This is a genomic window from Nonomuraea sp. NPDC050310 (assembly GCF_040655795.1).
Lineage (GTDB): Bacteria > Actinomycetota > Actinomycetes > Streptosporangiales > Streptosporangiaceae > Nonomuraea.
The window spans coordinates 58,990-72,738 of sequence record NZ_JBFAKP010000022.1 but is presented as its reverse complement, the minus strand read 5'-3'; the positions used below and the strand labels follow the sequence as shown (position 1 = coordinate 72,738).

At 72.3% G+C, this 13,749-nt stretch carries 17 protein-coding genes; 5 read left to right on the top strand and 12 right to left on the bottom strand.

Features of this window, described 5'->3' with window-relative positions; genetic code table 11:
• The first annotated feature begins 3 nt into the window (after positions 1 to 3).
• Positions 4 to 669, top strand: a complete 666-nt coding sequence (locus AB0I67_RS35165) for a pentapeptide repeat-containing protein (protein ID WP_357932787.1) — start codon at positions 4 to 6, stop codon at positions 667 to 669.
• Here the strand turns inward: AB0I67_RS35165 and AB0I67_RS35160 are convergent.
• From AB0I67_RS35160 to AB0I67_RS35145, 4 genes are read right to left on the bottom strand one after another with little or no spacing between them, the layout of a single operon-like run.
• Positions 666 to 1,697 carry a nitronate monooxygenase gene (locus AB0I67_RS35160; protein ID WP_357932784.1) on the bottom strand — a complete coding sequence of 344 codons (1,032 nt, stop codon included), beginning with the start codon at positions 1,695 to 1,697 and terminating at the stop codon, positions 666 to 668. The genes AB0I67_RS35165 and AB0I67_RS35160 overlap by 4 nt on opposite strands.
• Positions 1,694 to 2,410, bottom strand: coding sequence for a CoA-transferase (locus AB0I67_RS35155; protein ID WP_357932781.1), 717 nt, complete (start codon positions 2,408 to 2,410; stop codon positions 1,694 to 1,696). The genes AB0I67_RS35160 and AB0I67_RS35155 overlap by 4 nt, the downstream gene beginning before the upstream one ends.
• Positions 2,397 to 3,170 carry a CoA-transferase gene (locus tag AB0I67_RS35150; protein ID WP_357932978.1) on the bottom strand — a complete coding sequence of 258 codons (774 nt, stop codon included), beginning with the start codon at positions 3,168 to 3,170 and terminating at the stop codon, positions 2,397 to 2,399. The genes AB0I67_RS35155 and AB0I67_RS35150 overlap by 14 nt, the downstream gene beginning before the upstream one ends.
• 5 nt (positions 3,171 to 3,175) lie before the next feature.
• Complete coding sequence (locus AB0I67_RS35145; RefSeq protein WP_357932778.1) at positions 3,176 to 3,886, bottom strand: enoyl-CoA hydratase family protein; 711 nt, start codon at positions 3,884 to 3,886, stop codon at positions 3,176 to 3,178.
• 46 nt (positions 3,887 to 3,932) lie between these two features.
• On the opposite strand from AB0I67_RS35145, the gene AB0I67_RS35140 reads away from it, so the two are divergent.
• On the top strand, positions 3,933 to 4,700 hold the full coding sequence (locus AB0I67_RS35140; RefSeq protein ID WP_357932776.1) for an SDR family oxidoreductase: 768 nt from the start codon (positions 3,933 to 3,935) through the stop codon (positions 4,698 to 4,700).
• 110 nt (positions 4,701 to 4,810) lie between these two features.
• On the opposite strand, the gene AB0I67_RS35135 is transcribed toward AB0I67_RS35140, so the two are convergent.
• Complete coding sequence (locus AB0I67_RS35135) at positions 4,811 to 5,347, bottom strand: NIPSNAP family protein (RefSeq protein ID WP_357932773.1); 537 nt, start codon at positions 5,345 to 5,347, stop codon at positions 4,811 to 4,813.
• A gap of 210 nt (positions 5,348 to 5,557) precedes the next feature.
• Between AB0I67_RS35135 and AB0I67_RS35130 the strand changes: the two genes are divergently transcribed.
• From AB0I67_RS35130 to AB0I67_RS35120, 3 genes are all read left to right on the top strand, one after another.
• Positions 5,558 to 5,815, top strand: coding sequence for a hypothetical protein (locus AB0I67_RS35130; RefSeq protein ID WP_357932770.1), 258 nt, complete (start codon positions 5,558 to 5,560; stop codon positions 5,813 to 5,815).
• Positions 5,816 to 5,880: 65 nt separating this feature from the next.
• Positions 5,881 to 6,138 (top strand): hypothetical protein, encoded by a 258-nt coding sequence (locus AB0I67_RS35125; protein WP_357932767.1) that lies wholly within the window; start codon positions 5,881 to 5,883, stop codon positions 6,136 to 6,138.
• 199 nt (positions 6,139 to 6,337) lie between these two features.
• Positions 6,338 to 7,141, top strand: a complete 804-nt coding sequence (locus AB0I67_RS35120; RefSeq protein WP_357932764.1) for a hypothetical protein — start codon at positions 6,338 to 6,340, stop codon at positions 7,139 to 7,141.
• Here AB0I67_RS35120 and AB0I67_RS35115 read toward each other — a convergent pair.
• From AB0I67_RS35115 to AB0I67_RS35085, 7 genes are read right to left on the bottom strand one after another with little or no spacing between them, the layout of a single operon-like run.
• Entirely contained in the window at positions 7,138 to 7,884 is a 747-nt protein-coding gene (locus AB0I67_RS35115) for an SDR family oxidoreductase (protein WP_357932761.1), read from the bottom strand. The genes AB0I67_RS35120 and AB0I67_RS35115 overlap by 4 nt on opposite strands.
• Positions 7,885 to 7,894: 10 nt before the next feature.
• Positions 7,895 to 9,085 (bottom strand): hypothetical protein, encoded by a 1,191-nt coding sequence (locus tag AB0I67_RS35110; protein WP_357932759.1) that lies wholly within the window; start codon positions 9,083 to 9,085, stop codon positions 7,895 to 7,897.
• Complete coding sequence (locus AB0I67_RS35105) at positions 9,082 to 9,795, bottom strand: alpha/beta hydrolase-fold protein (protein WP_357932756.1); 714 nt, start codon at positions 9,793 to 9,795, stop codon at positions 9,082 to 9,084. Before AB0I67_RS35105 ends, AB0I67_RS35110 begins: the two co-directional genes overlap by 4 nt.
• On the bottom strand, positions 9,792 to 10,775 hold the full coding sequence (locus tag AB0I67_RS35100; RefSeq protein ID WP_357932754.1) for a hypothetical protein: 984 nt from the start codon (positions 10,773 to 10,775) through the stop codon (positions 9,792 to 9,794). The genes AB0I67_RS35105 and AB0I67_RS35100 overlap by 4 nt, the downstream gene beginning before the upstream one ends.
• Before the next feature lie 10 nt (positions 10,776 to 10,785).
• On the bottom strand, positions 10,786 to 12,081 hold the full coding sequence (locus AB0I67_RS35095; RefSeq protein WP_357932751.1) for a DUF2252 domain-containing protein: 1,296 nt from the start codon (positions 12,079 to 12,081) through the stop codon (positions 10,786 to 10,788).
• 19 nt (positions 12,082 to 12,100) lie between these two features.
• The gene (locus AB0I67_RS35090) at positions 12,101 to 13,420 is read right to left on the bottom strand and encodes a hypothetical protein (protein ID WP_357932749.1); all 1,320 of its coding nucleotides are present in this window, start codon (positions 13,418 to 13,420) and stop codon (positions 12,101 to 12,103) included.
• Positions 13,417 to 13,734 carry a helix-turn-helix transcriptional regulator gene (locus AB0I67_RS35085; protein WP_357932976.1) on the bottom strand — a complete coding sequence of 106 codons (318 nt, stop codon included), beginning with the start codon at positions 13,732 to 13,734 and terminating at the stop codon, positions 13,417 to 13,419. Before AB0I67_RS35085 ends, AB0I67_RS35090 begins: the two co-directional genes overlap by 4 nt.
• Positions 13,735 to 13,749 lie beyond the last annotated feature (15 nt).

Sequence of the window (13,749 nt, the reverse complement as noted above, 5' to 3'; positions counted from 1 at the left end):
CGGATGGACTTCACCGGACAGGACCTCTCGGGCCGCACGCTCGACGATCTCCCCGCCGAACCGCACACCTTCCGCGACTGCGACCTCACCCGCACCGAGCTGTGGGGCGCGTCGCTGGCGGGTGCGCGGTTCGACAACTGCGTGCTGGAGCAGACCGACTTCCGCCGCGCCGACCTCGACGGCGCGGCGTTCCACGGCGGTGGCGGCCTGGGCGCGCGGTTCGGTGACGCCGACCTGCTCGACGCGGTCTTCACCGACGTGGACCTGTCCTCGGCGGTGTTCGGCGGCGCGCTGCTGACCGACGCCTCCTTCACCGGCTGCCGCATGATCGGCGCCAAGCTCACCGGCGCCCGCGGCACCGGCTTCCACGTCGAGCGCAGCAACCTGACCATGGCCAACCTGGGCGGCTGCTCCTTCCGCAACGCCACTCTCCAGGGCATCCGCTTCGACGACGCGGACCTGTCCGGCTGCGACTTCACCGGGGCCGTCCTGGCCGACTGCCGGCTCATCGGCGCGCGCATGATCGGCACCGTCTTCGCGAAGTCCGACCTGCGCGGCGCCGACCTCGGCCATCCCGACGACGCGACCCTGCGCGTCCTGGCCGGCGCGGCCATCACGCCCGCCCAGGCCGCCGCGCTCCTGGCCGACCGCGGGCTGCACGTCGTCTAGGGCGGCGGCAGGCGCTTCAGGGTCCGCTCCGCCTCGGTCATGATCCGGGCGATCAGCTCCGCGCACGACGGCAGGTCGCCGATCACCCCGACCACCTGCCCGGAGGCCATGACGCCCAGGTCGGCGCGCCCGTCGACCATGGCGGCGCGCAACAGCACCGGGGTGCCGGCCGCCTGGAGCACCTGCGCCCAGGTGAGGTCCCGGCTCGCCTTCATCCGCCGGGCCTCGCCGAGCAGCGCGCGGAGCGAGAGGCCGGAGACCTCGCGAAGGCGCAGGCCGTTGCGTACGGCCCGCACCAGCCGGGCCCGGCGGTGCAGCGAGTCCACGAACGGGGTCCGGAGCACGCGGTGCGGGACGCCGTCCACCTGCGTGGTGACGAGGGTCTCGGTCGCGTCGAGGTAGGCCCGCTTGACCCGGTCCGGCACCGGCGAGTCGCTGGTCAGCAGGAAGCGCGTGCCCATGGCCACCCCCGCCGCGCCGTAGGCGAGGGCGGCGACCAGGCCCCGGCCGTCGAAGAAGCCGCCCGCGGCGACGACCGGGATGTCCACCGCGTCGACCACCTGGGGGAGCAGCAGCGTGGTGGCCAGCGGCCCGGTGTGGCCGCCGCCCTCGCCGCCCTGGACGATGACGGCGTCGGCGCCCCACGCGGCGACCTTCTCGGCGTGCCGGCGGGCGCCGACCGACGGGATGGTGACGACGCCGGCGTCCTTGAGCCGGGCGATGAGCTCGCGGCGGGGGGCCAGGGCGAAGGAGGCGACACGGACGCCTTCGCGGATCATCACCTCGGCCCGCTCGGCGGCGTCGGCGGCGTCGGCGCGGATGTTCACCCCGAAGGGCGCTTCGGTGGCCGCCTTGACCTCGCGGATGGCCGCGGTCATCTCGGGGACGGACATGGTCGCGGCGGCGATGACGCCGAGCCCGCCCGCCCGGCAGGTGGCCGTCACCAGCCGCGCCCCGGCGACGTAGCCCATGCCGGTCTGCACGATCGGGTGCCGGCAGCCGACCAGCTCGGTGAGCGCGGTCTTCACGGCACCTCGCGGTGGCGCTGCCCGGCCGGGTCGAGGCGAGCCAGGACGGCCAGCTCGGCGGGGGTGGGTTCGGGAGTGACCGGCACGTGCGCGGGCACGGTCAGCTCGAAGCCGGTGGCGGCGACGACCTGCTCGACGGTGACGCCGGGGTGGACCGAGGCCAGCCGCATCGAGCCGTCCGGGGTGCGGAAGTCCAGGACGGCCAGGTCGGTGACCACGCGGCGCAGGTCGGCCGCGCCCCGATCGGTGCCGAGGCCGCTGACCAGGTCCACCCGCTGGACGAACACGCGCGGCGAGTGGCGCGGGATCCAGTAGCTGGTCGGGTTGCACAACGTGTTGCCCGGCGCGCCGCGCACGCCGAGGAGCTGGGCCTTGGGCCGGGCCCAGTCGCCGATGCAGGAGATGTTGCTGTTGCCGTACCGGTCCATCTGGGAGGCGCCGAGCATGACGTGCCGGCGCCCGTGCAGGACCAGCCAGAGGTGGTCGCGGAAGGGCAGCCAGCCCTCCACCACCTCGGGAGCCTCGCCCAGCGGCGGCACGTCCCCAGTGAGCAGGCAGGTGCCGTCGTGGGTGAGCAGCTCGGGCTCGAAGGTCAGCCGGGCCAGCCGGGCGCCCAGCACGGTGATCGCGCCGCCGATCCCGGCTGCCAGGATCTCCCCGTCGCCGCGGAAGGCCTCCGCGCAGGCGAGCACGCAGACGTCAGCCCTGCTCATCGAGGAACTCCTCCCAGCCGGTGGTGGCGTAGCGCCGCTGCCGCTCCTCGTCGCGCGGGTAGTCGGGCTCGCAACTGGTGAACCACGCGCCGCCGGGCGCCTCCACCACCCCGGCGACCATCGAGCGGCTGATCAGCAACGACTGCACGGGCCCCTCCTTGAGCAGGTCGGCGGTGTCCACGACGCGCTCGCAGGAGACGTAGGTCGCGGTCGCGGCCTTGGCGTAGAGGTCGTCGAAGTAGGGATCGGGCCCGAGGTACTGGGCGTTGCCGCGGGCGTCGGCGCGGTTGAGGTGCACGAGCGCCGCGTCCAGGGTGAGCGCGGGGACCGCGACCAGTTCCTCGCCCCCGTACGGCGAGCGGACCGTCCGCAGCTCCGGGTTGATCCGCAGCACGTCGGAGCCGAGCCCCGCCCGCGTCGGCAGGAACGGCAGCCGGTGCGCCCCGGCCAGCAGCCCGGCCATGAACATCCCCTCGTCCCACTCGGTGAAGGCCACCCGCCCCTCCTGCCGGGCCCGCCGGAAGTGCGGGTCGAGCGGGATGGAGTCCAGCGTGACGAAGGGCGCGACCACCCGGCGCACCTTGCCGGCGGCGCACAGCAGGCCCACGTCGGCCCCGCCGTAGGAGACGATCGTGAGGTCTGTCAGCGGCGAGCGGGCGAGCGCGGCGACCAGCGCCATCGGCTTGCGGCGCGAGCCCCAGCCGCCGATGCCGACGGTCATCCCGCTCTCCAGCCGGCCGGCCACCTGCGCCGCGGTCATGACCTTCATGCCAGCCCCCTGCGCTTGCCCAGCAGGCTGAGCTCGAAGGTGAAGCCCTGCTCGAAGCGGTAGCTGCGGCGCACGTCCACGGGGTCGATGCCGTTGAGCGACTCCTTGGCCCGGCGGATGACCTCGGGGTCCTTGGCCGCGATCCGCCCGGCGAGGTCGAACGCGGCGGCGCGTAAGGAGTCGCGGGAGGTGACCTCCAGCACCGAGCCGAAGGCGTGCAGCTCGCGGGCGCTGACCGTGCGGCAGGTGTAGACCATGGCCCGCATCAGGTGCTGCGGCACCAGCCGGGCCAGGTGCGTGGCCGCGCCGAGCGCGCCGCGCTCCACCTCGGGCAGGCCGAAGTAGGCCTCCTCGCTGGCGAGCACGATGTCGGCGTTGCCCGCCAGGCCGACGCCGCCGCCCAGGCAGTGGCCGTGCACGGCGGCGATCACCGGCACCGCGCACTCGTAGACCGCCGCGAAGGCGGCGAAGCAGCCGCGGTTCACCTCGACCATGAGGGACTCGTCGGCGTCGAGCTCCTTGACGTCCACGCCGGCGTTGAAGCCGCGGCCCTCGGCTCTCAGGACCACAACCCTGGTCGCGGGGTCCTCTCCGGCCTGCCGTACGGCTCGCGCCAGCTCGTGCCAGCCGGCCGCGGTGAGGGCGTTGACCGGCGGGGCGTTCATGACGATCTCGGTGATGGGGCCGGGGACTGCGTCTATGGCCATGCCGCTCCCATGGTTTACCTAACGCTTGCTTGGTACGGTAGCATCCGTGCGCACGCGATACGACTTCACCGGCAAGGTCGTGCTGGTCACCGGCGGCACCAAGGGACTGGGCGCGGGAATCGCCCGCGGCTTCCTCGAAGCGGGCGCCGAGGTGATCGTCTGCGCGCGCAAGGAACCGCCGGCGCCGGTGCGCACCTGGATCTCCGGCTCGGCCCATCCCTGGCGGACCGCGCGCTTCGTGCAGGCCGACGTGCGCGAGGAGGCCGACGCCGAGCGGCTGCTGGAGGGGCTGGCGCGGCTGGACGTGCTGGTCAACAACGCGGGCGGCTCGCCGTACGCGCCGGTGGCGGGCACCTCGCCGCGGCTGCACCGGCGGATCGTGGAGCTCAACCTGATCGCCCCGCTGCTGCTGTCCCAGCGGGCCCACCCCCTGCTCGCGGCGGCCAGCGGGTCGATCGTGATGATCGGCAGCACCAGCGGCGCGCGGCCCTCGCCCGGCACGGCGGCCTACGGGGCGGCGAAGGCCGGGCTGCACCACCTGGCGGCCTGCCTGGCGGCCGAGTGGGCGCCGGCGGTCCGGGTCAACACCGTGGTGGTGGGGCTGGCCGAGACCGAGAGCGTGCCGGAGCACTACGGCGGCGCGGAGCGGGTCGCCGCGGTGGCCGCGACCGTCCCGGCCGGGCGGCTGGCCCGGCCGGAGGACGTGGCCGACGCCTGCCTGTGGCTGGCCGGGCCGGGCTACGTGACCGGCGCCGAACTCCTCGTCCACGGCGGCGGCGAACGACCCGCCTGGCGCACCCTGGCGGACGGCTGACCGACCGATCCGCCCGCGGCCTCCTTCCCCGGCGGCCCCCCTCCTCAGCGGCCTCCTTCCCCAGCGGTCTCTTTCCGCGGCCTGCTTCCCCTCGGCGGAGGGTGGGCTCGTCAGCGGATGGGTGACCGGGAAGTCGGCAGGAGCCGGAGGTGCTGCAGGGCCTCCGGGGGCGCGCTCAGCCCGCGCCCGAGCCAGAGCCGCACGTCCTCCCCCTCCCGCACCGGCAGCCGGGGAAAGGTGTTCACCGAGTGCTCGCCCTCGAAGACCACCGCGGCCCCGCCCGGCTCCACCGCCGCCGGCGCGACCACCGCCTCGACCGGCCCCGCCCCGCCCGGCACCACCGGCACGCCGTCCAGCCGCAGCAGAAGCACGTCGTCGGAGTCGATCATCATCCCGTTGGCCGCGTCCCGATGCTCCCGCCAGGCCGCCCCCCGCAGGTAGAACTCCTCCAGGGCCACCCGCCTGGCCTCCATGTCAGGGAAGGCGCGCATCCACACGAACGCGTCGGGCCGGTCGAGATCGGTGAAGATCCCGACCAGGCTGATCCCGGCCTCCTCCTGCGACTCGACGAAGTGCCGCTCGAAGAGCCGCACGAACTCCTCCCGCACGCCGGGATGGAGCGTGTACTGCCGAAACTCGTAGATCATGCCTCGCACGCTAACGCCGCCTCACTGCCAACCCATGTCAGCGAAAAGACACGCCGAAGAAACTTCTAATTACTCTCCGCTACCACTCGATGACCTAGAGCTATATGATCGCTTTGGCTTTGACCTCCAAGGTCAAGCCGAGTCAAAGGGGCAGTCGTGTGCCTGAGGGCCCGGGCACGTGGCTGCCGGCCATCGGCGAAGGAGCTGTAAGTGATCAAGAAGCTGTGCGCCACCGGCGCCGTCCTCGCAGCGGCGGCGGGTGTGACCCTGCTGGCCACCCCGGCCCACGCGGACCGCTGGAGCAGCAACTGGAGCAACAACAGCGAGTCCTCCCAGTCCGGCAACACCTTCGGGAACGTCTTCACGGCCAACCGCGGCGGGTTCGGATCCACCAACGTGAACAACGTCAACGGGTTCGCGACGACCGCCGCCAACGGCAGCATCGCCGTGACCTACATCTTCTGGTGACCATCCCCTTCTCTTCGCGTCCCTTGTCTTCGCGGCACGCACACACACTCCGGAAGGACATCCCCATGCTCAAGAAGCTCTGCGTCACCTCCATCGTCGTCGCCGCCGCCGGCGTGACCCTCATGGCCGCGCCCGCCAGCGCCGACAGCCACTCCCGGAACTGGAGCAAGAACAGCGAGTCCTCACAGTCCGGCAACACCTTCGGCAACGTCTTCGCCAGCAACGTCGGCGGGGGCTGGGCCACCAACGTCAACAACATCAACGGCAACGCGGTGACCGCCTCCAACGGCAGCCGCGCCGGTGTCTTCGCCGTGCTCGACTAGCGGCGGGGGTTCGCCCGCCGGAGCTCCGTTCCGACGCGGCGAGCCGGGCCCGAGCGGCCCGGCTCGCCCGCCTTCCCCAAGGGGGACGGGGGTACGGCGGGCATCCGGTTCCCGGGGGGCAGGGCGGGGTGGGGGCCCGGTCCCCCGGGAGCTGGGGGTCTGCAGACCGTGCGCTTGACCGGCAAATATCATCCGTTGCGTGACTATTTGTGCATATGTGACGTATGACGGGCCGGACGACGAGCGCGACCTGGCCGTGCAGGCCTGGGGAGCCGCCGGGATCGACGGCAGGATCGTCCGCTGGGACGACCCCGAGGCCGACTGGAGCGTCTTCGACGCGGTCGTGATCCGCTCGGCCTGGGACTACGTCGGCCGCCGCGCCGAGTTCCTGGCCTGGACCCGCCGCGTGTCCGAGGTGAGCCGGCTGCTCAACCCGGCCGACGTCATCGAGCGCAACACCGACAAGACCTACCTGGCCACCCTCGGCGTCCCGACCGTGCCCACGCACTGGTCCTCGGCCGATCTGCCCGACTGGCCGGAGTACGTCGCCAAGCCCTCGATCTCCGCCGGGGCCCGCGACACGATCCGCACCACCGACCGTGAGGTCGCCGCGGCGCACGCCGCCGCCCTGGAGGCGGCCGGCCGTACCCCGATGGTCCAGCCCTACCTGACCATGGTCGAGGACGAGGGCGAGACGTCGCTGCTCTACTTCAACCGGCGCTTCAGCCACTCGGTCCGCCGGACTCCGATGCTCGTCCCCGGGCGCAAGGAGATGGACAACGCCGTGGCCGACACGCGCACCCCGGCCGCCGACCAGGTCGAGCTGGCCGAGAAGGTGCTGGCCACCATCTCCGAGGACCTGCTCTACGCCCGCGTCGACCTGGTCCGGCTGTCCGACGGCACCCCGGCGGTGATCGAGCTGGAGCTCACCGAGCCCTACCTCTACCTGCGCCACGAGCAGGCCGCCGCCAACTTCGCCCGGGCCCTGGCCGAGCTGCTCTAACAGGAGATGCCGCCGTCGACCGGGATGACCGTCCCGGTCAGGTAGGCGCCGGCCCGCGAGGCGAGGAAGATCGCGGTGCCCGCCATGTCCTCGGGCCGGCCGATGCGCCCCAGCGGCACGCCGTCGGCCACAAGCCTGCGGGTCGCCGGGTCGTCGAGCGCGAAGGCCATCATCTTCGACTCGAAGGGGCCGGGGGCGATGGCGTTGACCGTGATGTGCTCGGGCGCGAGCTGCCTGGCCAGGTGCCGGGTGAGCATGTGCACGCCGGCCTTCGAGGCGGAGTAGGGGAAGTTCTCCAGCGACGGCACCCGGATGCCGTCGATGGATCCGACGTTGATCACCCGGGCCGGGTCGTCGGCGGTGGCGGACTTGCGCAGCCGGGGGAGCAGCCGCGTGGTCAGGTAGAAGACGCCCTTGACGTTGATGTTCCAGAGCTTGTCGAAGGCGGTCTCCGGGAAGTCCTCCAGGGGCGCGCCCCAGGTGGCCCCGGCGTTGTTGACCAGCACGTCGATCCGGTCGGGCAGCGCGTCGGCCAGGGTGTCCACGCCCTCGGCGGTGGACAGGTCGGCCACCACGCCGGCGCAGCCCATCTCCTCGGCCGCCCGGCCCACCTCCGCGCTCTTGCGCGCGGAGATGGTGACCGAGGCGCCCGCGTCCGCGAAGCCCTGAGCGATCATGCGGCCGATGCCGCGGGAGCCGCCGGTCACGACGACGTGCTTGCCCGCCACGTTGAACAGAGTCATGTTCTGGAGACTAGTGGGAGTTGTCCTTCACCCACAGGGTCATCAGGCCGCGGAAGTGCTCGACGAAGCGCTCGTGCTCGTGCGGCGGGTAGGTGTGCCGCACGGTGTCCACCAGCAGGTCGTCGAAGTCGGGCCCGGCCACCCAGTCCAGCACCACCTCGTCGAGGTCGGCCAGCCGGTCGGCGCAGAACTCGTGGTAACGCTCGGTCTCGAAGTAGTCGTCGGCCAGCTTGCGGTAGGCGGCCAGCCGCTCGTCGTAACCGCCCTCGACGGCGAAGTACTCGCGGGTGTCCAGGTCGATGCGCGGCCGGCGGCCGGTCTCGGCGCAGAAGACGGTCCACTTGACCAGCGTCTTGATCGCCCACGGGAAGTAGTAGTGCAGGCTGGTCAGCGCCACGTCCGGGCAGGCGTTGGCGTAGTCGATCGGATGCACGTCCGAGCCCTTGACCAGCACCTCGCAGGAGTTGAACTCCCAGCGGAAGAAGGCGTTGACCAGCCGCGAGATGGTCACCACCTCCTCGCCCACCTCGGGGGAGAGGAAGGAGTGGTCGACGGCGTAGCGCGAGTGCATGGGCAGCTCCGGCCGGAACTTCATCACCATGGTCTCGGCGCCGATGGACAGCGACCGGGCGAAGGCGTCGTAGTCCTCGATCGCCTTCTGCAGGTGCATGAGCATCTCGCCGCTGGCGTCGTAGGCGGCGTGCAGTTCCTCGGGCGAGCGCACCATCGACACGCCACGCCACGCGCCGCCGTCGTAGGGCTTCATGACGATCGGGTAGCCGAGCTCCTCGGCGATCGCGTCCAGGTCGAAGGAGCGGTTGTAGCGGGCCGCGGTGTAGGCGTAGCGCGCGTTGTCCAGCGGGTTCTTGTACGGCACGAGCACCGTCTCCGGCACCTTGATGCCCAGCCGCATGAGCGCGCAGTAGGCGGTGTGCTTCTCCATCGCCTGGAAGGTGAAGGGGCTGTTGAGGACGTAGACGTCGTCCATTATCGCGACCTTCTTCAACCACTCGCGCGGGTGGTAGTACCAGTAGGCCAGCCGGTCGATGACGACCTGGTGGCGGGGTTTGTCCCGCAGGTTGAACGGCTCGATGGTCAGCCGTTCGACGTCGAAGCCGGGGGCCGCGCGGCGCATGAGGGTCTCATACGCCGTCGGCCAGTCCTCCTCCGTGCCGAGCAGCAGGCCGACCAGGTGTCTCATGTGAACCTCCCGAGGTGGTGGGCGAGCTGGGCGCGCCAGGAGGGCCAGTCGTGCGGCACGTCGTGCCCCCACAGGTCGAGCTCGTGCCGGATGCCCTTGGCGGCGAGCGCGGCGGCGAGGGCGCGGGTGCTGTCCAGCGCGCCGGTGGTGTCCTCCCACTGGCCCTGGCCGCAGACCAGCAGCAGGCTGACCCGCGAGCGCAGCCAGTCGAGGTGGTCGCCGTGCAGGTGCGGCACGTAGTCCAGTGGGTTGTTGAAGTAGGTCGCCTCGCCGCGCTCGCCCCAGCCGTGCCAGCGGGAGGGGTCGTAGCTGCCGGACAGGCAGAGGGCCAGCGGGAACAGGTCGGCCCGCTTGAGGGCGAAGTTGGCGGCGTGGAAGGCGCCGAGACTGCAGCCGAAGAGCATGATCTCGCCCTGGCCCGCGCAGTCCTCCAGGATCGCCGGGGCGACCCGGCCGGTGATCCACTCCTCGTAGCCGGCGTGCCGCCGGGCCCGTTCCTCCAGCGGGATGTCGCGGTTGGACCAGGTGCCGGCGTCGGCGCTGTGCACGCAGTAGATCTTGACGCGGCCCGCCTCGACCAGGTCGGCGACGGCGGCGAGCATGCCGTTGTTCTCGAAGTCGCGGGCGTTGCCCTGCTCGCTGGGGAAGACGATCATCGGGCGGCCCCAGTGGCCGTAGGCGAGGACGCCGTCGACCAGCTCGCGGGTCATGCGCAGACCTCCTGTAACAGGCGGGTCAGGCTGGGGTGGAAGGCGTCTCGCCAGGCGGTGTAGTTGTGCACATCCCTCGTTTCCCGAAATGTCACCTTGTACCCCTGTGCGTCCAGAATTTCGGCCATCGATCGGTTGTTGCGCAGGTTCTCCTCCGCGCCTCCGCAGGTCAGCGCCACCGGGACCGGCCGGACCGGATCGCCACGGCCGACCTCCTCGACGAAGGCGGTGATGCGCGCGTACCCCGGGAAGCGCCGCTCGTGCCGGTCGAAGGCGTCGGTGAAGAAGCTGCCCGACTGTAGGAAGAGCGCGTCGGCCAGATCGGGGTGGCGGCGGTGGGCGTGGAGCATGGCCAGCGCGCCCAGGCTGGTGCCCATCCCGATCCGCACGGTTGCCGGGGTCTCGCGGGCCAGCGCGGCCAGGGCGTCGGCGTAGTCGTCGTTGACGCTGTAGCTGCCGTTGCGCTCGCCCGGATGCAGGAGCGCGACCCGGAGCCGGGGTAGCCGGCCGGCCGCGATCCCGGCCGAGACGTAGTGCGTGAGCGAGGCCAGGGCGTCGTACTCCGGGCCGTCGTGGACCAGCAGCAGCGGCAGCGGCTCGTCCCCGGCCTCCGGCGACCACCACGACACCTCGGGGCGGCCTGCCGTACCGGATCGGTGCCCTTCGCGGGGCGGCTCGGCCAGCCAGCCGGGCGGCGCGTAGTCCTCGAACTCCAGCACGCTCTTGTCCCCGAACACGCCCGCCACGCGCCGGGCGTTGCCGGGGTCGAGCACGGTCTCGCGGTTGCCGTCGCGGTGCAGCAGCTCGAAGAGGTACTCCATGCGCGAGACCGGCGGCCGGGCGGTGACCAGCCGCCAGCCCCCGGCGACCGGCTCGAAGTCGAGCGTGCGCAGGCCGACCTCCTGGTAGAGGCGCACCCCGGCCAGCCGTCCGCGATCGGGCAGGTCGAAGGTCACCGTGGACGAGTCGAAGGCGGGCATGCTCCTCCCGTCAGAGTCCCGGCATGCGGCCGTTCCTAAAGAGGTCGACGAAGAGCTGGTGGTCCTGGCGAGCCTGTGCCCCGTATCGATGCGAGAAATCCGTCAGCATCGCCAGGAAGCCGCGCTCGTCGCCGCCGATCACCTCCGCGATGGCCTCCTCGGTGGAGAAGTCGACCAGGTCGTGGCTCGACTCGTCGTCGGCCACCGAGTGCATGCGCGCCACCGCGCGGCCCAGGTCGCTCATGATCGAGCGCAGCTCCTCCGGCTCGTTGACGTCGCCCCAGTCGAGGTCGGCGGAGTAGGGGGAGACCTCGGCGACGAGCTGGCCCACCCCGTCGAGCGTGGTGTAACCGAGCCACGGATCGGCGTAGGCCTGCAGGGCGCGCTGCGACTCGGCGGTGCGGTGGCCCTGGTGCAGGAAGTACTCGCGGACCCGCTGGTCGGTGATGTGCCGGGCGACCGCGGGCACCTGCGCCTGCTTCATGTAGAGGATGACGTCGTTCTCCAGGGCCTGCGAGCGGCCCTCCAGCAGCAGGTTGTAGGAGGGCAGCCCGGCCGAGCCGATGCCCACGCCCTTGCGCAGCGCCACGTCCTTGATGTGGTGCTCGACCGGGCTGGAGGGAATCGGCAGCGTGGCGAGGTAGTCCTCGAAGGCCGCGCAGACCTTGCGCCGGGTGGCCTCGCCGACCGCCTCGCGGCCCTCCATGATCGTGAACCGGCGGTCGTAGTCGTCGATGGTGGTCTCCACGTCCAGCATGGCCACCCGGGTGGACAGCCGCGCGGTCTGCAGCACGCGGTGGAGGACGCCGCTGGTGGTCTCCAGGGTCAGCGAGCCGATCGCGTCGTCGCCGCCGTGCGCGATGGCGTGCAGCTCGGTCAGGTAGGCGTGCCCGAACTCGCCGACCAGGGCCGAGATCGCCTCGTCCGACAGGGCCTTGGCATACCCGATCAGCGCCACGCTGGCCGCGAAGCGCTTGAGGTCCCAGGTGTAGGGGCCGACGTAGGCCTCGTCGAAGTCGTTGACGTTGAAGACCAGCACGCCGGAGGCGTTCATGTAGGTGCCGAAGTTCTCGGCGTGCAGGTCGCCGTGGATCCACACGTGGCTGGTGCGCTCGTCGAGGAAGGCGGAGTCGGCGAAGTCGCCGGTCATGTCCGCGTAGAAGAGCGCGGCGCTGCCGCGGTAGAAGGCGAACGGGGTGGCGGCCATCTTCCGGAACTTCCGGGCGAAGGCCGCCGGTTCACGCTGGATGGAGTCGCCGAACTCGGTCAGGAGCACGTCGAGAATGCGGGCCTCGCGGGAGCTCATGACTCAACATATGCCGTCCCTACCTGCGCGCCAAGCCGCTGTTCTCCCTCGGTACGGCAGGCAGCCCCCGCATCCCTGCCGCCGCCAGCGTCACACTGAGCACGGTGACCGTGATCACCTGGATCGCGATCGCGGTCTCCTGGCCCGCCCACAGGCCCGACAGGCCCCTCGCCAGCAGGGCGGTGACGCCCAGCAGGGCTACGGCGAGCATGGCGTCCGCCGAGCGCAGCCACAGCGCGGGCACCGCGGCCACCACGACCAGGAGGGCCGCGTAGCCCGGCAGGTCGCCCCAGACCGCGATCCACGGCGGCGTGCCCGGCTCCCGCAACACCGTCGCGCCCAGCACCAGCGGCAGCACCCCGGCCACCACCACAGCCCCCACCGGCCACCACCCCCGCCCCGCGACCGTCGCGCCACGCTGCCGGCCGAGCATCCCGGTTGGAGCGCCGCGGTGCTGGCCGAGCAGGAGGGCGAGGACCGGCACGACCATGATCAGCAGGGCGGGCAGGTGGCCGGTCAGCACGGCGTGCCAGTCCAGCCCGCCCACCCCCGCCAGCCCGTCCGCCACCCCGACCCCAGCGGGATCCTCGGCCGCGAGGAAACCGCCGGGTCCCTCGGTGGCGAGGGCGCCCCCGGCCGCGTCGGCGGAGGTGACGCCGGGGGTTCCGGCAGAGGCGGCGGTGGGGATCGCGGTGGAGGTTCCGGCAGAGGTAGCGGCGGAGGTTCCGGCGGAGGTAGCGGTGGAGGTCTCGGCGGAGGTGGCGGTGGGGGCTTCGGTGGGGGTGCCGCCGATGGCGAGGGTGCCGAGCCAGGCCGGGGTGGCGATCCAGGCGAGCTCGGCGGCCAGCCCGGTCAGGGCCAGCGCCTTGGCCGCCCGCACATACCCCTGCAGCAACGCCGCGAAGGCCGGCAACCAGCTCAGCCCGGCCACGAAGAGCACGAGCAGCACCCCCGACCCCGCCGGCCCGACCGCCTCGGCCTGCTCGGCGGGCAGCCCGGTCAGCACCCCGACGGTGACCATCGCCTGCAGGCCCAGCCCGAGCACCGCCAGCAGCCGCAGCGCCCCGCCCCAGGCCGCCGCCCGGGGCGTCCAGCTCAACCGCACCCGTACCGCGAGCGCCGCCACGCTGGCCAGTTCCGCCCAGGCGGGCCGCGGGTTGGCCTCATCGGGAGCCTCGCCGTACAGCTCCAGGAAGGCGGCCACCATCTCCTCCTCCCGCTCGGCCCGGTACCCGGCCGGGAGCAGCCGCAACGCCCCGCGATACCGCCGCTCAAGCAGGGACGGCCCGGAAGGAGCGGGCTCAGAAGGGGCGGGAGGGGTGGGGTCGGGCGCGGTCATGGGGTCACCGGCCGGGCGCGCAGCCGCTCGGTCGCGGTGCGGGCGTTGGCGGCCAGCCGTTCGGCCTCGGCCCGCAACGCGCCCGCGCCGCTGTCGGTGAGCCGGTAGTAGCGCCGCAGCCGCCCGTTCTCGGCCTCCTCGCGGTCGAGCTCGACCAGCCCGTCACCGGCCAGCCGGTCCAGCACGCCGTACAGGGTGCCGATCTTGAGCTGGACCGTCCCCCCGGAGAGCCGGTCGACCTCCTGGACGATCCCGTATCCGTGCCGCGGCCGGTCCACCAGCGCGGTGAGCGCCAGGAACATGGGCTCCGTCATAGTCACAGCGGACAC

Bases quoted from the DNA above. Each gene is read 5' to 3' on its own strand.
- AB0I67_RS35090 (WP_357932749.1), bottom strand. From the start codon at position 13,420: ATGACCGCGCCCGACCCCACCCCTCCCGCCCCTTCTGAGCCCGCTCCT.
- AB0I67_RS35165 (WP_357932787.1), top strand. From the start codon at position 4: ATGGACTTCACCGGACAGGACCTCTCGGGCCGCACGCTCGACGATCTC.
- AB0I67_RS35125 (WP_357932767.1), top strand. From the start codon at position 5,881: ATGCTCAAGAAGCTCTGCGTCACCTCCATCGTCGTCGCCGCCGCCGGC.
- AB0I67_RS35155 (WP_357932781.1), bottom strand. From the start codon at position 2,410: ATGAGCAGGGCTGACGTCTGCGTGCTCGCCTGCGCGGAGGCCTTCCGC.
- AB0I67_RS35085 (WP_357932976.1), bottom strand. From the start codon at position 13,734: ATGACGGAGCCCATGTTCCTGGCGCTCACCGCGCTGGTGGACCGGCCG.
- AB0I67_RS35105 (WP_357932756.1), bottom strand. From the start codon at position 9,795: ATGACCCGCGAGCTGGTCGACGGCGTCCTCGCCTACGGCCACTGGGGC.
- AB0I67_RS35145 (WP_357932778.1), bottom strand. From the start codon at position 3,886: ATGGCCATAGACGCAGTCCCCGGCCCCATCACCGAGATCGTCATGAAC.
- AB0I67_RS35095 (WP_357932751.1), bottom strand. From the start codon at position 12,081: ATGAGCTCCCGCGAGGCCCGCATTCTCGACGTGCTCCTGACCGAGTTC.
- AB0I67_RS35115 (WP_357932761.1), bottom strand. From the start codon at position 7,884: ATGACTCTGTTCAACGTGGCGGGCAAGCACGTCGTCGTGACCGGCGGC.
- AB0I67_RS35150 (WP_357932978.1), bottom strand. From the start codon at position 3,170: ATGACCGCGGCGCAGGTGGCCGGCCGGCTGGAGAGCGGGATGACCGTC.
- AB0I67_RS35135 (WP_357932773.1), bottom strand. From the start codon at position 5,347: ATGATCTACGAGTTTCGGCAGTACACGCTCCATCCCGGCGTGCGGGAG.
- AB0I67_RS35110 (WP_357932759.1), bottom strand. From the start codon at position 9,085: ATGAGACACCTGGTCGGCCTGCTGCTCGGCACGGAGGAGGACTGGCCG.
- AB0I67_RS35100 (WP_357932754.1), bottom strand. From the start codon at position 10,775: ATGCCCGCCTTCGACTCGTCCACGGTGACCTTCGACCTGCCCGATCGC.